Genomic DNA, 16742 nt, shown 5'->3' with positions numbered 1-16742 from the left:
CGATGGGGGCCCTCCCAGCGACGGAACGGGTACGTATCGTCGTAACGCCAAAGGTAGGACGGAGTGCGTCGCAACGCAACCGTGTCGTCGTCACGTCGATCGGCGCTATGCTCGTACGCGATGACTACCGACCCCCGCGCCAGTGCCGGCGCCCCGCGCACCGCACGCCGCGTCCCGGCGGGCGCCGCCGTGCTCCGGGAGGACGTGACCGACGCCATCCGCGCCGCCGTCTTCGAGGAACTGGCCGCCGTCGGCTTCGCCCGGATGTCCATCGAGGGCATCGCGCGCCGGGCCGGAGTCGGCAAGACCGCCGTCTACCGCCGCTGGAAGTCCAAGCTGGAGCTCGTCCTCGATCTGGTCTCCGCCTTCGCGGCGCAGGGGCTGCCCGCCCCCGGGACCGGTTCGCTCTACGGCGATGTGCGCGCCCTGCTCGAAGTGGCCTCCCACGCCCTGCGCCACCCGGTGGCCTCGCAGGTCATCCCGGATCTCCTGGTGGAGGCCGCGCGCCACCCCGAGATCTCCGACGCGATCAAGGCGGCGCTGCTCGACGGACAGCGGGGCATCGCGGCGGTGATCGTCCGCGCGGCGGTCGAACGGGGTGAGCTTCCCGAGGGCGCGGACGCCGACCGGGCGCTGGATCTGATCATCGGACCGCTCTACTGGCGGCTCGTGGTGGTACGCAGCGAGCTGCCCCCGGGCTATCTGGACGATCTGGCGGCCTCGGCGGTCGCGGCGCTCGGCCACCGGGACTGACGTACTGCTTACGCCGCGGCCGGCGCGCGGGGGACGCGCGGAACGACTGTCCGGCCGGACAGCGCGACGGGGGAGAACCGGCCGTCCCGCGGCCCGTTCTCCCCCGCCGACACCCTTGTCCGCGACGCTACATGGACGCTATTTGACGGCTCCCGCCATCACGCCCGTCACGAACTGCCGCTGGAACGCGAAGAACACGGCCAGCGGGATCACCATCGACACGAACGCGCCGGGCGCCAGGACGTCGATGTTGTTGCCGAACTGCCGTACCTGCTGCTGGAGCGCGACGGTGATCGGCGGGTTCTTCGAGTCCGCGAAGATCAGCGCGACCAGCATGTCGTTCCAGACCCAGAGGAACTGGAAGATGCCGAGCGAGGCGATCGCCGGACCGCCCAGCGGCATCACGACCCGTACGAACAGCCGTATCTCGCCCGCCCCGTCGAGCCGCGCGGCCTCCAGCAGCTCCCTCGGGATCTCCGCGAAGAAGTTCCGCAGCAGGAAGATCGCGAAGGGCAGACCGAACGCGACATGGAAGAGCACCACGCCGAAGGTCGTCTCGAAGATGCCGACGGCGCCGAACAGCTTCGAGACCGGGACCAGTGCGACCTGCACCGGGACCACCAGCAGGCCGACGACCACCAGGAACCACCAGTCGCGCCCCGGGAAGTCCATCCACGCGAAGGCGTATCCGGCGAGCGAGCCGATCACCACGACCAGGACCGTCGCCGGGACGGTGATCAGGATCGTGGAGAGCAGCGAGTTGGTGATGATGTCGTTGTCGAAGAGCCGCGAGTAGTTCTCGGTGGTGAGCTGCGCGGGCGCGGTGAAGACCTGCCACCAGCCGCTCGCGCTGATGTCCGTCGCGTCGCGCAGCGAGGAGATCAGCAGACCGATCGTGGGCATCAGCCAGAACAGGCCCACCAGGATCAGGAAGACCCGCATCGCCCCGCCGCCCGCGCGGGCCGCGATCCTGCTCGCGAGGGGCTGCTCCGCCTTGACCTTGATCGCACCGTCGTTCGTGGTCATCGGCGAGTCTCCCTTCGCATGCGTCGTATGTTGAACAGCATCACCGGGATCACCAGCAGGAGCAGCAGTACGGCGATGGCGCTGCCCACGCCGAGATCCGCGTCCGTACCGAACGACGAGCGGTAGAGCTGGAGCGCCAGCACGTTCGCGTCGTCCTGGGACGACCCCGGCGCGATGATGAAGACCAGGTCGAAGATCTTCAGTACGTTGATCATCAGCGTGACCATGACGACCGCGAGCACCGGCGCCAGCAGCGGCACGGTGATCCGGCGGAAGACCTGCCACTCGGTGGCACCGTCCACCCGCGCGGCCTCCATGAGTTCACGCGGCACGCTCGCGAGCCCCGCCGCGATCAGCACCATCGCGAACCCGGCCCACATCCAGATATAGCTGCCGATGATCGCGGGCGTGACCAGGGAGGGCCCCAGCCAGTCCACGCCGTTGTACGGCTCCCTGAAGTTCTCCGCGGGCAGTCTGAGCTGCGCGCCGTCGGCCGCTTCCGGCAGGCTGAACGTACCGTCGGCGCCCGCGGTCGCGGAGGCGACGACCATGCCGTCCTTGACCGCCTCCACCTTGATGCCCTTGAGGCCGAGCTCCTTGGCGTCGATGACATTGGGCTTGCCGCCGCCGCCCTTGGTGAAGTCCAGCCAGGCGGTGCCGGTGACCCGGCCGTCCGCGGTCTTCGCGGCCTTGGCGGGCGCCGCGTCGGACGGCATCTTCGCGGGCGCCACCCCCACCAGCGGGAGCAGCACCTCCGTCCCGGCGCTCACGGTCTCCTTGGTGACGAACGCGCCGTCGCCCGCCGGTTTCAGCGGATGTACCGGCAGCGGACGCGCTCTGGGGAAGCCCGCCGACTCGCTGAACGTGTCGTGCACACCCACCGCGACCGCGTTGGCGATGCCGCGCTCCGGGTCCTGCTCGTACACGAGCCGGAAGATGATGCCCGAGGCGAGCATCGAGATCGCCATCGGCATGAAGATGACGAGCTTGAAGGCCGTGCTCCAGCGCACCCGTTCGGTGAGTACGGCGAAGATCAGCCCGAGCGCCGTGGCGACGGTGGGCGCCACCACCACCCAGATCGCGTTGTTCTTGACCGCGGTCAGGATGGTGTCGTCGGTGAAGAGCTCGATGTAGTTGTCGAGCCCGGCGAAGCTGTCGCCCGACTTGTCGAAGAACGACCGGTAGACCGAGAACCCGATGGGGTAGACCACGAGCGCGCCCAGCAGCACCAGCGCGGGCAGCAGGAAGCCGGCCGCGACGAGTTTGCGTGTGCCTGTCACGCTCTTGCGTTTGCCCTTGACGGGGGGCACCGCCGCAGCGGTACCCCCCGTGACAGCTGATTTCACCGCGTCAGCTCGTGTACGCCTTGGCCGCGGCCGTCTCCAGCTGCTGCTGGATCGCCGCGACGTCCTTCGGGTTCTTCAGGAAGTCCTGGAGCGCCTTCCACTCGCCCTTGCCCGGGGTACCGCCGAACGACTGCGGCATCTGGTCCGACATGTCGAAGCGGAAGTCGTCGCCCGCCGCGATCAGCGCCTTGGCGATGTCGCGCTGGACGTCGTTCGGGTACGCGGCCGCGTCCAGGGACTTGTTCGGCGAGACGAACCCGCCCGCCTCCGCCCAGATCTTCGCGGCGTCCGTGGACGCCAGGAAGGTCAGCAGCGCCTGCGCGCCCTTGGTGTCCTTGAGCGCCACGGCCGCGTCGCCACCGGTCACCACCGGGGAGTCGGTGCCCACCGCGGGGAACGGGAAGACCTTCGCGTCCGTACCGATCTTCGCCTCGGTCTGGCCGATGTTGACGCCGACGAAGTCACCCTCGAAGACCATCGCGCCCTTGGGCTGGTCGCCGCCGGTGAACGTCTGGGTGACGGACGCGGGGAACTCCGTCTGGAGCGCGCCGTCCGTACCGCCCGCGATCAGGTTCGGCTTGCCGAAGAGCTGGCCGAGCGTGGTGAGCGCGTCCTTCACGGAGCCGTCGGTCCACTTGATCTCGTGCTTGGCGAGCTGGTCGTACTTCTCCGGGCCCGCCTGGGAGAGATAGATGTTCTCGAACCAGTCGGTGAGCGTCCAGCCGTCCGCGCCCGCGACCGAGACCGGGGTGACACCCGAGGCCGAGATCGTCTCGGCGGCCTTCAGGAAGTCCTGCCAGGTCTTGGGGGCCGCGGCGCCCGCGTTCTCGAACGCGGCGTTGTTGTACCAGACCAGCGACTTGTTGGCGGCCTTGAAGTACACGCCGTACTGCGTGCCGTCCACCGCGCCGAGGTCCTGCCAGCCCTTGCTGTAGTTCTTCGCGAGCTGGGCCTTGGCCTCCGCGCCGGCGGGCTTGGCCCACTTCTTCTCCACGGCCTGCTGGATGGCGCCGACCTGCGGCAGCATCGCGACATCCGGCGGGCTGCCACCGGCTATCTTCGTCCCGAGGAAGTTGACGATCGGGTCCTGGGCGGGGACGAACGTGACCGTCGCGCCGGTGCGCTTCTCGAACTCGCTGAGGACCTTGGTGAAGTTCTCCTGCTCGGGGCCGGTCCAGACGGCCGCGACCTGGATCTTCTCGCCGTCCAGCTTGGGCAGTTGGACCGTGGCCGCGGGGGCCTTGCTCGTGGCGTCGCCCGAGCCCTTGTCGTCGCTCGAATCACCACTGCAGCCGCTGAGGGCCACGGCGCCGACGGCGACGATCGCCACAGCCGCCCGGCGCGTGCCGAGCCCGTTTCTGCCGGTCCCAAGAGCCTTACGTGCTCTACGAGTTGTGCGCATCACTGCCCCGTCTCTTCCCGTGTGCGTACGGATCTACGCAAGCGGGACCGGCGACGCGGCCGTGACGTGGCAACGCTGCACTCGTCCCGTGCGCACAGTCCTACGCCGCGTGACCGGGTGCCGCAATAGCCATCAGGGTGCCTGAGCAGTGATCGTGATGGGCTCGTGACGTGCCACGACGGACGTATGCCCTGTCCGGGGATCTTCAGGGGTGAGCCGGGGTCAGTGGTGCGACAGGTACAGCATCGACGGAACGGGCGGCCCGTTCGAGAGCGCTCGCGAGCAGCGCCAGATCCGTCGGGCCGTTGCCCAGCTCCCTGACCGGCCGGCGGGCCGGCGGATCGCCCATCCGCTCCCACTCCAGGGGCACGACCGTGGGCCGCAGCGTCGCCGTACGCGGGATACGGCCGGTGACCCGGCCGCCCTGGAACGGCGTGACCCGGCCGTCGGGATGGCCGAGCCGGCCGCGGCCGGGCGCCGGATCGTCCGGGGAGGGCGCGACCGGCGGCGCGTCCAGCACGACCCGCAGCCGCGCGCCCTGGGCCAGCTCCGTGTCGACCGTACGGTCGGGGCGGGCCGAGGTGGCCACCAGATGGACGCCGAGCCGCTCGCCGTCCCTGGCCACGGCCTCCAGGGCCCGTACGACCGAACCGGCCGCGGGCCGCCCGGGACTGCCGAGCGCGGGCGCGACCAGGGCGTCGAAGTCGTCGACCAGCACGACGAGCCGGGGGAGGGGCGCGGGGTCCTGGGGCTGCTGCCGCGTCTGCGGCTGTTCCGTACGGGCCGAGGTGGTCCTGAGCCGGAGCGTGCCGCTCGCGTGCGTGTCCAGATCGCCGCGGTGCGGGTCGGTGCGGTACGGGTCGGATCGGTGCTGGTCCGTACCGTGCTGGTCGGTTGTGCGCTGATCGGTCGCGCGCTGATCGCTTCCGCGCGGTTCGGCTCCGCGCTGGTCGGCGCGGGACTCGCCGCGTCTGCCCGCCCGTTGCTCGGCGGCGCCCGGCGCGCGCTGGCCGACTATCCGCTCCGCCACTTCGTGCCGGCTGTGCCACTCCGTGAAGTCCAGCCGTCCCAGCAGCTCGGCCCGCCGCTTCAGCTCGGCCCCCAGCGCCTGGGCGAACTGCCGCATCCTGACCGGGTCGGAGGCGATCAAATGCTCGGTCACATGCGGCAGTTCCGTACAGACGGACAGCCCCTCGCCGCGCTCGCCCCCGGCGCCGTCGACCAGCAGCAGCCCCAGTCGGTCGGGCCGGCCGGCGGCGGCCAGCGAGGCGGCGACGGAGCGCAGCAGCTCCGTACGGCCGCTCCCCGCCGGCCCCTCGATCAGCAGATGCGGGCCCTCTTCGGTCAGATCGACGCTCACCGGGCCGCGCGGCCCGGCGCCGAGGACCGCCGTGCAGTCGCCGGTGCGGTCCGCGGCGGACGCCCAACGGGCCATCAGGGACGCCGGGGTGGCCCGCGCCAGCCCCAACTCGTCGAGCAGCCTGGCGGAGCGCGGGAGCGCCGCGGCGGGCCGTCCCCGGCCGCTGCCCGCCGACGCGCGCAGCGGCGCCAGCGCCCGTCCGAAACGATCCGCCCAGGCTGCCGAGACCGCGTCCACGACGGCGACCGTGCCATGCCCGGCGGGCTGCCCCACCGCCGTACGCAGCAGCCGCAGCGCCGTCGCCACATCGCCGCTCAGCAGGGCGACGGCCCCGCACTCGCGGAAGGGGAGCGAGGCCGCGCACGCCGTCTCATAGGTCGCGGCGATCGGGGAGAGGGGCGAGGCCGCGTCCGTCTCGGCGAGACAGATGAGATGGACACCGGCCGCCGCGCCCGCGCCGGCCAGCTGCGCCGTCGACTCGCGCAGCGCGGCCGTCCCGGGATCGCCGTCGACGATCACGACCGTGTACGGGCCGTCGTGGCGGGCTGCGGCCTCCGTGATGGTCCACGGGTCGGCCGAGGCCCAGCCGGGCCCCATGGGGCCGTCGTCGAGCCGGCGGGTCAGCTCGGCGGTCCTGGCCGCCGCCTGCTCGCGGTCGTAGGCGAGCAGCAGCCGGCAGTCCTGGCCGTGGGCGGGCCGTACATGCGGCAGCCAGCCGAGCCAGCCCCAGTCCCGCCGGCGCTCCTCCAGGCTTCTCGTACGGTCCGTGCTGATCAGCACGATCTCCAGATCGGCCGGTGAGTGCAGCGCGGCGAGCTGGGCCACGACGGCTCTGGCCAGCCCCGCCAGCCGCTCCCTGGGGCCCGCCAGACCGAGCGACCCGGCCTCGCGCAGACCGACGGTGACCGGTACGGAGGGCAGCGGTCCGCCGCCGTCCGGGGCGGCCCGGTCGGCCGTGCCGAGCCGTACGGCGAGCGCCTCGGGATGGCGGCTGTCGCGCTCCCACAGCCGGGGGCCGGGGCCGAGCGCCGTCAGCAGGACCTCGGCCGGATCGGGCCAGGTCTCCGCGCGCGGGCCGCGCCCGGCCGTACCGGCGGCGGCCAGCGGGCCGGGGCCGGACTCCGGCAGCTCCTCGCCCCGGCTTCCGGCGAGTCGACGGGCCCAGGCGCCTATGCCGCCCCGGCGCCGGGCCGCGGCGTCAGGTGCTTCCGTTCCGCGCGTGGGCGTGGCCTGCCGCCGCGACCCCGAGGTCCTGCTGTGCGACTGCGGGCGGTCGTCGGCGCCGCGCGCGTCCGCGCCTCCCGGGCCCGCGACCGCGCCGGTCCCGTACGCCGGGTCCGGCGCCGCCGCCCTGCTGTGTGTCCCGTCCGGGGAACCCCCCGCCGGGCGGGAGCCGTAGTGCGTATCGGCGCTGCGCGGGTCGGGCACACGCGGGGCGCCCGGCGGATTGCCGTACTGCGGGCCCAGGACCCGGCTCGACGCGCCGGAGGGGGCGAAGCCGCCGTACGCGCGAGAGGTGTGACCCTCGTCACGGATCCGGGCCTCCCCGCCCGGGGCTTCGCCCGGTCCCGCCCCAGGGGCATGGGCGCCGGGGGCGGCCGGGCCATGGGCGGGGGCCGGCTCGCGCCGCGCGCCGCTGTACTGCGGTCCCGGCGAGGCGCCCGCGGGGCCGTACGCGGAACCGTCCGTGGCGTAACCGCCCGTGCCGTACGCGCCCGTCTCCGGACCGGAGCCGGGTCCGCCGGCCGCCGCCGTCGCGCTGCCGTCGCCGCGGACCGGGGCGGGGCCTTCCGAGGAGCTGTACGCGGCACCCCCCGGGCCGCTCTCCGCGCCGTACGGGAGCGGGCCCTGGCCGTCCGTGCCCGGCCGGGTGATCCGCAGATGGCCCTCGCCGTCCGGCGCCGTCGGCAGCGCGGGCGCCCGGGCCCCGACCGTGAGCCGGAGCGCGGACTCACCGAGCCGCAGCAGCGCGCCGGGGGGCAGCGGGACCGGCCGGTTGCCCACCGCGACGCCCTCCAGCGTCGTCCCGTTCGTGGAGAACAGGTCCGCGACCGAGACCCGGCCGTCCTCGCCGACCGTCACCGCGCAGTGCAGCCGGGAGACGTCCGGGTCGTCCAGCGGCACGTCGGCCTCGGCGGACCGGCCGATTCTGATCTGTCCGCCGTGCAGCAGATGCACCCCGCCCGCGTCGGGACCCGCGACCACATGGAGCTGCGCCGGGACGTCGTCGGCGGGCGCGTCGTCCTCGCCGGGGACCTGGAGGGAGAGCACCGCGCCGTCGATCAGCGGCGGCTCGCCGAGGGCGCAGCGCTGGGCGTCGAGCCGCTCGCGGCCCGCGTACAGGACGACGGTGCCGGAGGCGTCGGGGCCCGAGACGGCCGTGGCGAGCCCGGAGGCGACGGCGGACAGCGCCGTCCCTGCCGGGGCGGTGACGAGCACGTCGCACACGCGCCCGGCGGCATGGCCGCCGCGCGGCGCGAGGACGGTCAGCCGGATCTGCATCGCCGTCAGCGGTCCCTTCTGCGCGGGGTGCCCGACAGGGGAATATCCGCTGATCTCCCCCCACCGCGCACGGACGCGTCGTCCGGTACAGGTCGGCACGGGGCGGTGTGAATCCCCACTCCACACGTCACGTGCTGGGGGCATCCTCGCACCTGCCACTGACAACACGCCCGGGGACCGGCGACAAGTGATCTTGAATAGTCGGCTGTTGGCGCAAAAGTACCTGCTTGGGAACGGCTTCTGGACGGCTCGGGACCGGGTGTGATGTCGTCCGGCCCGCTCTCCGGCAACCATCCGTACGATGCGAGCGTCTTTCTTTCGAACACGACCGGACCCGGGTCGGGTCGGGTCGGGACCGGAGCCGTGTCCGAGCGGGACCGGAGGGGGACCGGAAGAGGACGGGCGGGTAACTTGCCAGGCTCTAGAGTGGGTCGGAGACCCGGCGGGGCCGGGACCACGAGATGACCACGACCAGCAGGGAGCGCATGACGTGCGGCCGGTAGGCAGCAAGTACCTGCTTGAGGAGCCGCTGGGACGCGGCGCCACGGGCACCGTCTGGCGAGCCCGTCAGCGAGAGACCGCGGGGGCCGAGGCGGCCGTGGCCGGCCAGCCCGGCGAGACCGTCGCGATCAAGGTCCTCAAGGAGGAGCTGGCGAACGACGCGGATATCGTGATGCGCTTCCTGCGCGAACGCTCCGTACTGCTCCGCCTCACCCACCCCAATATCGTGCGCACCCGCGACCTGGTCGTCGAGGGCGATCTCCTGGCGCTCGTCATGGATCTGGTCGAAGGTCCGGACCTGCACCGCTATCTGCGCGAGAACGGCCCGTTCAGCCCCGTCGCGGGGGCCCTGCTGACCGCCCAGATCGCGGACGCGCTCGCCGCCAGCCACGCCGACGGCGTCGTGCACCGCGACCTCAAGCCCGCCAACGTGCTGCTCAAGAACGACGGCGAGCGGCTGCACCCGATGCTCACCGACTTCGGTATCGCGCGCCTCGCGGACTCCCCGGGACTGACCCGCACGCACGAGTTCGTCGGCACCCCCGCCTATGTCGCGCCGGAGTCCGCCGAGGGCCGTCCGCAGACCTCCGCCGTCGACATCTATGGCGCGGGCATCCTGCTGTACGAGCTGGTCACGGGGCGCCCGCCGTTCGCCGGCGCGACCGCGCTCGAAGTGCTCCACCGCCACCTCAGCGAGGAGCCCCGCCGCCCCACCACCGTGCCCGAGCCGCTGTGGACGGTCATAGAGCGCTGCCTGCGCAAGGATCCGGACCAGCGGCCGAGCGCCGAGAACCTGGCCCGGGCGCTGCGGACCGTCGCCGCCGGTGTCGGCGTGCACTCCACGCCCGCCCAGGTCGACGCCGCGCTGGGCGTCGGCGCGCTCCTCGCGCCGGACCCGGCGCCCGCTCCGGTGCCCGAGACCCCGGGCGCGGCCGACCCGACGCAGGTCCTGCCGAGCAACGCCGGCTCGTACGACCCGAGCGCGGCGACCAGCGTCATGCCGTCCACCGGCCCCGGGGCCGGTGGTCCTGGCGCCGCCGGCCCGACCTCGGTCATGCCGCCCGTACCGGCGGACCCCGAGGGCCCGCACCCCTGGCAGGGTCAGCTCCAGGCCGCCCGCGACCGCAACGAGCAGACGCAGGTCCAGTACCTCGACCCGAGTCAGGACCCGCTGCGCCGCCGCCCGCAACGGCACCCCCAGCAGCCGCCCGCGCACCAGCGGCCCCCGCAGCCGCCCCAGCACCAGCAGCGGTACGCGCCGCCCCCTCCGGGGCCGCAGCAACAGCCGTACGCGCCGGCTCCGCGGCAGCAGTACGCGCCTCCGCAGCCGCCGCCCCAGCAGCCCCAGGGACCGGCCCCCCGCCAGCAGCGCGAGCCGCGCCCGCCGCGTCAGCGCAACGCCAACCCGATGCGGATCCCGGGCCTGGGCTGCCTCAAGGGGTGCCTGTTCACGCTCGTCCTGCTCTTCGTCGCGGGCTGGCTCGTCTGGGAGCTGACGCCGCTTCAGGACTGGGTGGCCCAGGGCAAGGGCTACTGGACCGCGATCGGTGACGCGATCTCGACGGTGACGGACTGGATCTCGGAGCTGGGCGGCACGAGCTCGGGGCAGTGACACGGTTCCGGGACGAGGGGGACGGCGGGTCCGGGGGGTGAATCCCCCCGGATCGTGCTATTTCCCCTCGCCGTAGTGGGTGACGCTGCCGACCAGGGCACGGAACACCCCGATACCCGCGTACTTTGAGGGGCAACGCCAGCCGCTGAGGGAGCAGTCTTGGCACGGAATATCGGCAGCCGGTACACCGCCCACCAGATCCTGGGACGGGGCAGCGCCGGCACGGTGTGGCTCGGGGAAGGGCCCGAGGGCCCCGTCGCCATCAAGCTGTTGCGCGAGGATCTCGCGTCGGACCAGGAGCTGGTCGGCCGCTTCGTCCAGGAGCGCACCGCCCTGCTCGGACTCGACCACCCCCGGGTGGTCGCCGTCCGTGACCTCGTCGTGGACGGCAACGACCTCGCGCTCGTCATGGAGCTGGTCCGCGGTACGGATCTCCGTACCCGCCTCGACCGCGAGCGCCGGCTCGCCCCCGAGGCCGCGGTCGCGATCATCGCGGATGTCGCCGACGGGCTCGCCGCCGCGCACGCCGCCGGGGTCGTCCACCGCGACGTCAAGCCCGAGAACATCCTGCTCGACATGGAGGGCCCGCTCGGCCCCGGCGGCGCGCACCCCGCGCTGCTCACCGACTTCGGTGTGGCCAAGCTCATCGACACCCCCCGGCGCACCAAGGCGTCCAAGATCATCGGCACCCCCGACTATCTGGCCCCGGAGATCGTCGAGGGCCTGCCGCCGCGCGCGGCCGTCGACATCTACGCGCTGGCCACCGTCCTGTACGAGCTGCTCGCGGGCTTCACCCCGTTCGGCGGCGGCCACCCCGGGGCCGTGCTGCGCCGGCATGTCACCGAGACCGTCGTACCGCTGCCCGGTATCCCCGAGGAGCTGTGGCAGCTGCTCGTCCAGTGCCTGGCGAAGGCCCCGGCCTCCCGGCTGCGCGCCTCGGAGCTGGCGGCGCGGCTGCGGGAGCAGCTGCCGATGCTCGCGGGTATTCCGCCGCTGGACGTGGACGAGCCGGACGCGGAGCCCACGGAGCGGCCGTACGAGGAGCCGGGGCCGTCCGCTCCCGAGGAGCCGCGCCGCAGGGGAGCGGTACCGCTCGTTCCCGGCGCGGTGCCCGACTCCAACCGGGACACGCATACGAGCATGCGGGTGCCGGGGCCGGACGAGCTGGCGGGCGGGGCGCGCGGTACGGCGCGGGCGCCGAGGTCTCCGGGGCAGCGGCGGCCGGGATCGGCGCGGCACAAGGCGGAGGCGGTGCGGAAGCGTCGGATCACGCTGGGGGTGGTGGCGGTGCTGGTGGTCGCGGTGGTGGGGGTGGGGGGCTGGCTGGTGCTGGGCGGGGGCGGCGACGAGGCGCCGCGGGATTCTCAGCGGACGACGTCGCCTGCGCCTTGACGCCTCCCGGCTTCTCCGGAGGTGCGTGTCCGGACTGCTTTCCTCACCGCGCTTCGCGCGAGCTGCGACGCTTTACGTCCGGACACGCACCTCCTCCGACCCCGACCCCCTTCCCCCGGTGGGCCCCAATCAGTGCGCGCCCCGGTGGGGGGCGGGGGGTGAGTGCAGCCCAGTGGTTGCCCAGCCCGGCTCGCGGGCTGCGGGCTGGGGTGGGGTGCCGGTTCGTTCCGGGTGCCCACGTCCGCCGGCGAGTGAGCCGAAGGGCGCGCCGCTGTCGAAAGGGAGGCTGTGCTCGATATGCGGCTCCGCCGCGCGGGCGGAGGTTCGCGAGGAACGAGCGAATCGAGCACGGTCGACCGTCGACGTTGGCATAAAGCGCCCCGGAGGCGAACCGAGCCTTCAAAAAAAGCGCGTTACGCTGGTGCGGTGGCAGTCGTCGATGTATCCGAAGAGCTGAAGTCCCTCTCCTCGACCATGGGGTCGATCGAGGCCGTCCTGGACCTCGACAAACTGAGGGCCGACATCGCCGTGCTTGAGGAGCAGGCCGCGGCCCCGTCCCTCTGGGACGACCCCGAGGCGGCGCAGAAGATCACCAGCAAGCTTTCGCACTTGCAGGCCGAGGTCCGTAAGACCGAGGCGCTGCGTGGGCGCATCGACGACCTGGAAGTGCTCTTCGAGCTGGCCGAGGCCGAGGACGACGCGGATACCCGCGCCGAGGCCGAGTCCGAGTTGCTGTCGGTCAAGAAGGCGCTGGACGAGATGGAGGTCCGCACCCTTCTCTCGGGCGAGTACGACGAGCGCGAGGCGCTCGTCAATATCCGCGCCGAGGCCGGTGGCGTGGACGCCGCGGACTTCGCCGAGCAGCTTCAGCGCATGTATCTGCGCTGGGCCGAGCGGCACGGCTATCCGACGGAGGTCTACGAGACGTCGTACGCGGAGGAGGCCGGCATCAAGTCGACCATCTTCGTCGTCAAGGCGCCCTACGCCTACGGCACGCTCTCCGTGGAGCAGGGCACGCACCGTCTTGTCCGGATCTCGCCGTTCGACAACCAGGGCCGTCGCCAGACCTCGTTCGCGGGCGTCGAGGTGCTCCCCGTGGTGGAGTCCAGTGACCATGTCGAGATCGACGAGTCCGAGCTGCGCGTGGATGTCTACCGCGCCTCGGGGCCCGGTGGGCAGGGCGTCAACACCACCGACTCGGCGGTGCGTATCACGCATATCCCGACCGGCATCGTGGTCTCCTGCCAGAACGAGCGCTCGCAGATCCAGAACAAGGCGAGCGCGATGAACGTCCTCCAGGCGAAGCTGCTCGAACGCCGCCGCCAGGAGGAGCAGGCCAGGATGGACGCGCTCAAGGGCGACGGCGGCAACTCCTGGGGCAACCAGATGCGTTCGTACGTTCTGCACCCGTACCAGATGGTCAAGGACCTGCGGACGGAGTTCGAGGTCGGTAATCCGCAGGGCGTGCTCGACGGTGAGATCGACGGATTCCTGGAAGCCGGAATTCGCTGGCGCAAGCAGCAGGACAAGTAAATTCGCGCTTTGTCGACAAGGGAACTGCCGTCCGTAGGGCGGCAGTTCCCATTTACGTCACAGTTGCATCCCCGCACGCCGGACAACTGACGCGATTTCGGTCATCGCACGCGCAACGACCTTGACGCGTATATGAAAACCGGCAACGCTGGCGCGTGGCATGCGTAATTCTGGGGCGCGTGAGACCGGGGGCGGAGTACGCGAACCCCCAGCGGCCGCTGCCCCGGACGCTGCACCACTGACGAATGAGCTACTGGGGGTAGCAGGCAGATGACCAAAAAGACGCGGATCCGCGTGGCACGTGTGGCGGCCGGCGCGGTGATCGCCGCGGGTGCCTCACTGACCATCGCGGGCGCCGCTCAGGCCGTCAATATTGGCGTGTCCACTCCGATCGCCGATGTCGGCCTGGGTATCGGCAACGAGACCACGGGTGGCACGACCGACGGCGGGACCACGGACGGTGGCACCACCGACGGCGGCGCGACGGTCGGCACGACCGTGGGCGGCACCACCGACGGCGGGACGACCGACGGTGGCACCACCGATGGTGGGACGACCGACGGTGGTACGACGGACGGCGGGACCACCGATGGTGGGACCACGGACGGTGGCACGACCGATGGCGGCACCACCGATGGTGGGACGACCGACGGTGGCACCACCGACGGCGGGACCACGGACGGCGGGACCACCGATGGTGGGACGACCGATGGCGGCACCACGGACGGTGGCACCACCGACGGTGGTACGACGGACGGCGGGACCACCGATGGCGGGACCACGGACGGTGGCACCACCGATGGTGGGACGACCGACGGTGGCACGACGACCGGCGGCGGCTCGGACGGTGGCTCCACCACCGGCGGCGGCACGGACGGCGGCTCCACCGGTGGCGCGACCACGGGTGGCGACAACACCGACACCGACAGTGTCGGCTCGCAGCCGGTCGAGCAGGGTGCGCCCAAGGAGGAGCTGGCCGAGACCGGCGCCGCCGAGACCACGTTCCTGCTGATCGGTGCCGCGACCATGATCGCCGGCGGTATCGGCTTCCGGATGCTGCCGCGTCTGGTCGGCGGTGGCCGTACGGCCGTCTGATCGGTGTAATACGCACCACAGCACGTACATATGAGGGGCTCGGGCGCCGGTCAGGCGTCCGAGCCCCTCATCGTGAGTCCAGGGGGGTACGGGGGTCAGGCGGGCTGGTAAGCGGCCATCAGCGCCACGGCCGCGACGAGCACCACCAGCAGTGTGAGCAGCGCCACCGGGCTGAGACCGCCCAGGGGCCCCTGCTGCTGGAGCCGCTCCCTGTTGGCGCGGCATACGCGGCAGCGGCCCTCGCTGACGGGCCCCGCGCAGTTGGCGCACACCAGTCTGTCGTAGGTCATGCGCATTCCTCCTCACCGCGCGGCGGAGCCGCAGCCAGTGTCTCTCCGCTCAACGCTCCGGGAAACACGACCGTTCCCCCCTCCACTCTGCCAGTTCCCGGCCGTTTCGGCGCGGTCGGCCGGATTCCTGGTGGACCTCACCGCTGGCGGTCCGGCGCCATCCGTGATAAATCAGCCCAAGCCCGCCCTCGGGCACTGTTTCAACCATGGACGCGGACTGCGCGCGGCAGCGCGGTTCGCGTAAGGTCTCGCTCACCTACTCCCGGCCGACCGTGGTGCACCCGTGATCCGATTCGACAACGTCTCCAAGACCTACCCGAAACAGAACAGCCCCGCTCTGCGTGATGTCTCCCTTGAGATCGAGAAGGGGGAGTTCGTCTTCCTCGTCGGCTCGTCCGGTTCCGGAAAGTCGACCTTTCTGAGACTGCTTCTGCGCGAGGAGCGCGCCAGCCACGGCATGGTGCATGTCCTCGGCAAGGACCTCGCGCGCCTGTCCAACTGGAAGGTGCCGCAGATGCGCCGCCAGCTGGGCACCGTCTTCCAGGACTTCCGGCTGCTGCCGAACAAGACCGTGGCGCAGAACGTCGCGTTCGCGCAGGAGGTCATCGGCAAGTCCCGCGGCGAGACCCGCAAGTCCGTACCGCAGGTCCTCGATCTCGTCGGCCTCGGCGGCAAGGAGGACCGGATGCCCGGCGAGCTCTCCGGTGGTGAGCAGCAGCGCGTCGCGATCGCGCGGGCCTTCGTCAACCGTCCCATGCTGCTGATCGCGGACGAGCCGACCGGCAACCTCGACCCGCAGACCTCCGTGGGCATCATGAAGCTGCTGGACCGCATCAACCGCACCGGTACCACCGTCGTGATGGCGACCCACGACCAGAACATCGTCGACCAGATGCGCAAGCGCGTGATCGAGCTGGAGAAGGGCCGTCTCGTGCGCGACCAGGCACGCGGCGTCTACGGCTACCAGCACTGAGCACCGAGCATTGAGTACCGAAAGCTGAAAGGACGCCATGCGCGCCCAGTTCGTCCTGTCGGAGATCGGCGTCGGTCTTCGCCGAAATCTCACGATGACCTTCGCGGTCATCGTCTCCGTAGCCCTCTCGCTCGCCCTCTTCGGCGGCGCGCTGCTCATGCGCGAGCAGGTCAGCGTGATGAAGGACTACTGGTACGACAAGGTCAATGTCTCCATCTTCCTCTGCAACAAGAACGACGCGGCGACCGCGCCCCAGTGCGCCAAGGGCTCGGTCACCGGCGAGCAGAGGAAGCAGATCGAGACCGACCTCGGGAAGATGGACATCGTTGAGACCGTCCACCACGAGACGGCCGACGAGGCGTACAAGCACTACAAGGAGCGGTACGGCGACACCCCGCTCGCCGCGACGATCACCCCGGACCAGATGCCGGAGTCCTTCCGCGTGAAGCTGAAGGACCCGGAGAAGTACAAGGTGGTGGCGACGGCCTTCGCGGGCCGGGACGGGGTCGAGTCCGTCCAGGACCAGCGGAACATCCTGCAGAACCTCTTCGACCTCATGAACGGCATGAATATCGCGGCGCTCTGTGTGATGGCGCTGATGCTGGTCATCGCGTTGATGCTGATCGTGAACACCGTCCGGGTATCGGCGTTCAGCCGGCGCCGGGAGACCGGGATCATGAGACTCGTCGGCGCGTCCAGTTTCTATATCCAGATGCCGTTCATCATGGAGGCCGCGTTCGCCGGGCTGATCGGTGGTGTGGTCGCGTGCGCCATGCTGCTGGCGGGCCGCTATTTCCTGATCGACAACGGTCTCGCGCTCGCCCAGAAGATGGAACTCGTCAACTTCATCGGCTGGGACGCGGTGCTGGCCAAGCTTCCGCTGGTGCTCGCGATCGGTCTGCTGATGCCCGCCGTGGCCGCTTTCGTCGCGCTGCGCAAGTACCTCCGGGTGTGACA

Annotated in this window: 12 protein-coding genes; 7 read left to right on the top strand and 5 right to left on the bottom strand. The window is 71.5% G+C overall.

Annotated features, from left to right (window positions below):
• The first annotated feature begins 120 nt into the window (after positions 1-120).
• On the top strand, positions 121-753 hold the full coding sequence (locus tag IF11_RS0131265; protein ID WP_030355152.1) for a TetR/AcrR family transcriptional regulator: 633 nt from the start codon (positions 121-123) through the stop codon (positions 751-753).
• 138 nt (positions 754-891) lie between these two features.
• Here IF11_RS0131265 and IF11_RS0131260 read toward each other — a convergent pair whose 3' ends face one another.
• From IF11_RS0131260 to IF11_RS0131245, 4 genes are all read right to left on the bottom strand, one after another.
• Positions 892-1779 carry a carbohydrate ABC transporter permease gene (locus IF11_RS0131260; protein ID WP_030355151.1) on the bottom strand — a complete coding sequence of 296 codons (888 nt, stop codon included), beginning with the start codon at positions 1777-1779 and terminating at the stop codon, positions 892-894.
• A complete protein-coding gene (locus IF11_RS0131255; protein ID WP_420894550.1) occupies positions 1776-3089 on the bottom strand; it encodes a carbohydrate ABC transporter permease in 1314 nt (437 codons plus the stop codon). The genes IF11_RS0131260 and IF11_RS0131255 overlap by 4 nt, the downstream gene beginning before the upstream one ends.
• Positions 3090-3129: 40 nt before the next feature.
• Positions 3130-4527 carry an ABC transporter substrate-binding protein gene (locus tag IF11_RS0131250; RefSeq protein WP_078491019.1) on the bottom strand — a complete coding sequence of 466 codons (1398 nt, stop codon included), beginning with the start codon at positions 4525-4527 and terminating at the stop codon, positions 3130-3132.
• Positions 4528-4732: 205 nt separating this feature from the next.
• Positions 4733-8389 carry an FtsK/SpoIIIE domain-containing protein gene (locus IF11_RS0131245; protein WP_030355148.1) on the bottom strand — a complete coding sequence of 1219 codons (3657 nt, stop codon included), beginning with the start codon at positions 8387-8389 and terminating at the stop codon, positions 4733-4735.
• Positions 8390-8879: 490 nt separating this feature from the next.
• Here IF11_RS0131245 and IF11_RS0131240 point away from each other — a divergent pair, with 490 nt between their 5' ends.
• The 4 genes from IF11_RS0131240 (at position 8880) to IF11_RS0131225 (ending at position 14522) form a co-directional block, all read left to right on the top strand.
• Positions 8880-10502 carry a serine/threonine-protein kinase gene (locus IF11_RS0131240; RefSeq protein ID WP_030355147.1) on the top strand — a complete coding sequence of 541 codons (1623 nt, stop codon included), beginning with the start codon at positions 8880-8882 and terminating at the stop codon, positions 10500-10502.
• A gap of 159 nt (positions 10503-10661) precedes the next feature.
• Positions 10662-11894, top strand: coding sequence for a serine/threonine-protein kinase (locus IF11_RS0131235; RefSeq protein WP_030355146.1), 1233 nt, complete (start codon positions 10662-10664; stop codon positions 11892-11894).
• Between the two features lie 426 nt (positions 11895-12320).
• Positions 12321-13427, top strand: coding sequence for a peptide chain release factor 2 (gene prfB, locus IF11_RS0131230; RefSeq protein ID WP_030355145.1), 1107 nt, complete (start codon positions 12321-12323; stop codon positions 13425-13427).
• A gap of 270 nt (positions 13428-13697) precedes the next feature.
• Positions 13698-14522, top strand: a complete 825-nt coding sequence (locus IF11_RS0131225) for a hypothetical protein (protein WP_030355144.1) — start codon at positions 13698-13700, stop codon at positions 14520-14522.
• A gap of 95 nt (positions 14523-14617) precedes the next feature.
• Here IF11_RS0131225 and IF11_RS0131220 read toward each other — a convergent pair whose 3' ends face one another.
• Positions 14618-14812: a hypothetical protein gene (locus IF11_RS0131220; protein ID WP_030355143.1), complete on the bottom strand. Its 195-nt coding sequence runs from the start codon at positions 14810-14812 to the stop codon at positions 14618-14620.
• A gap of 283 nt (positions 14813-15095) precedes the next feature.
• Here IF11_RS0131220 and ftsE point away from each other — a divergent pair, with 283 nt between their 5' ends.
• On the top strand, positions 15096-15785 hold the full coding sequence (ftsE, locus tag IF11_RS0131215) for a cell division ATP-binding protein FtsE (protein WP_030355142.1): 690 nt from the start codon (positions 15096-15098) through the stop codon (positions 15783-15785).
• A 37-nt stretch (positions 15786-15822) separates the two neighbouring features.
• Positions 15823-16740: a permease-like cell division protein FtsX gene (gene ftsX / locus IF11_RS0131210; RefSeq protein WP_030355141.1), complete on the top strand. Its 918-nt coding sequence runs from the start codon at positions 15823-15825 to the stop codon at positions 16738-16740.
• Positions 16741-16742: the final 2 nt, after the last annotated feature.

Origin of the sequence: Streptomyces scopuliridis RB72, assembly GCF_000718095.1 — a bacterium.
In the GTDB taxonomy this organism is placed as follows: domain Bacteria; phylum Actinomycetota; class Actinomycetes; order Streptomycetales; family Streptomycetaceae; genus Streptomyces; species Streptomyces scopuliridis.
The sequence above is the reverse complement of the archived record's forward strand: the minus strand, read 5'-3'. Positions and strand labels throughout refer to the sequence as shown.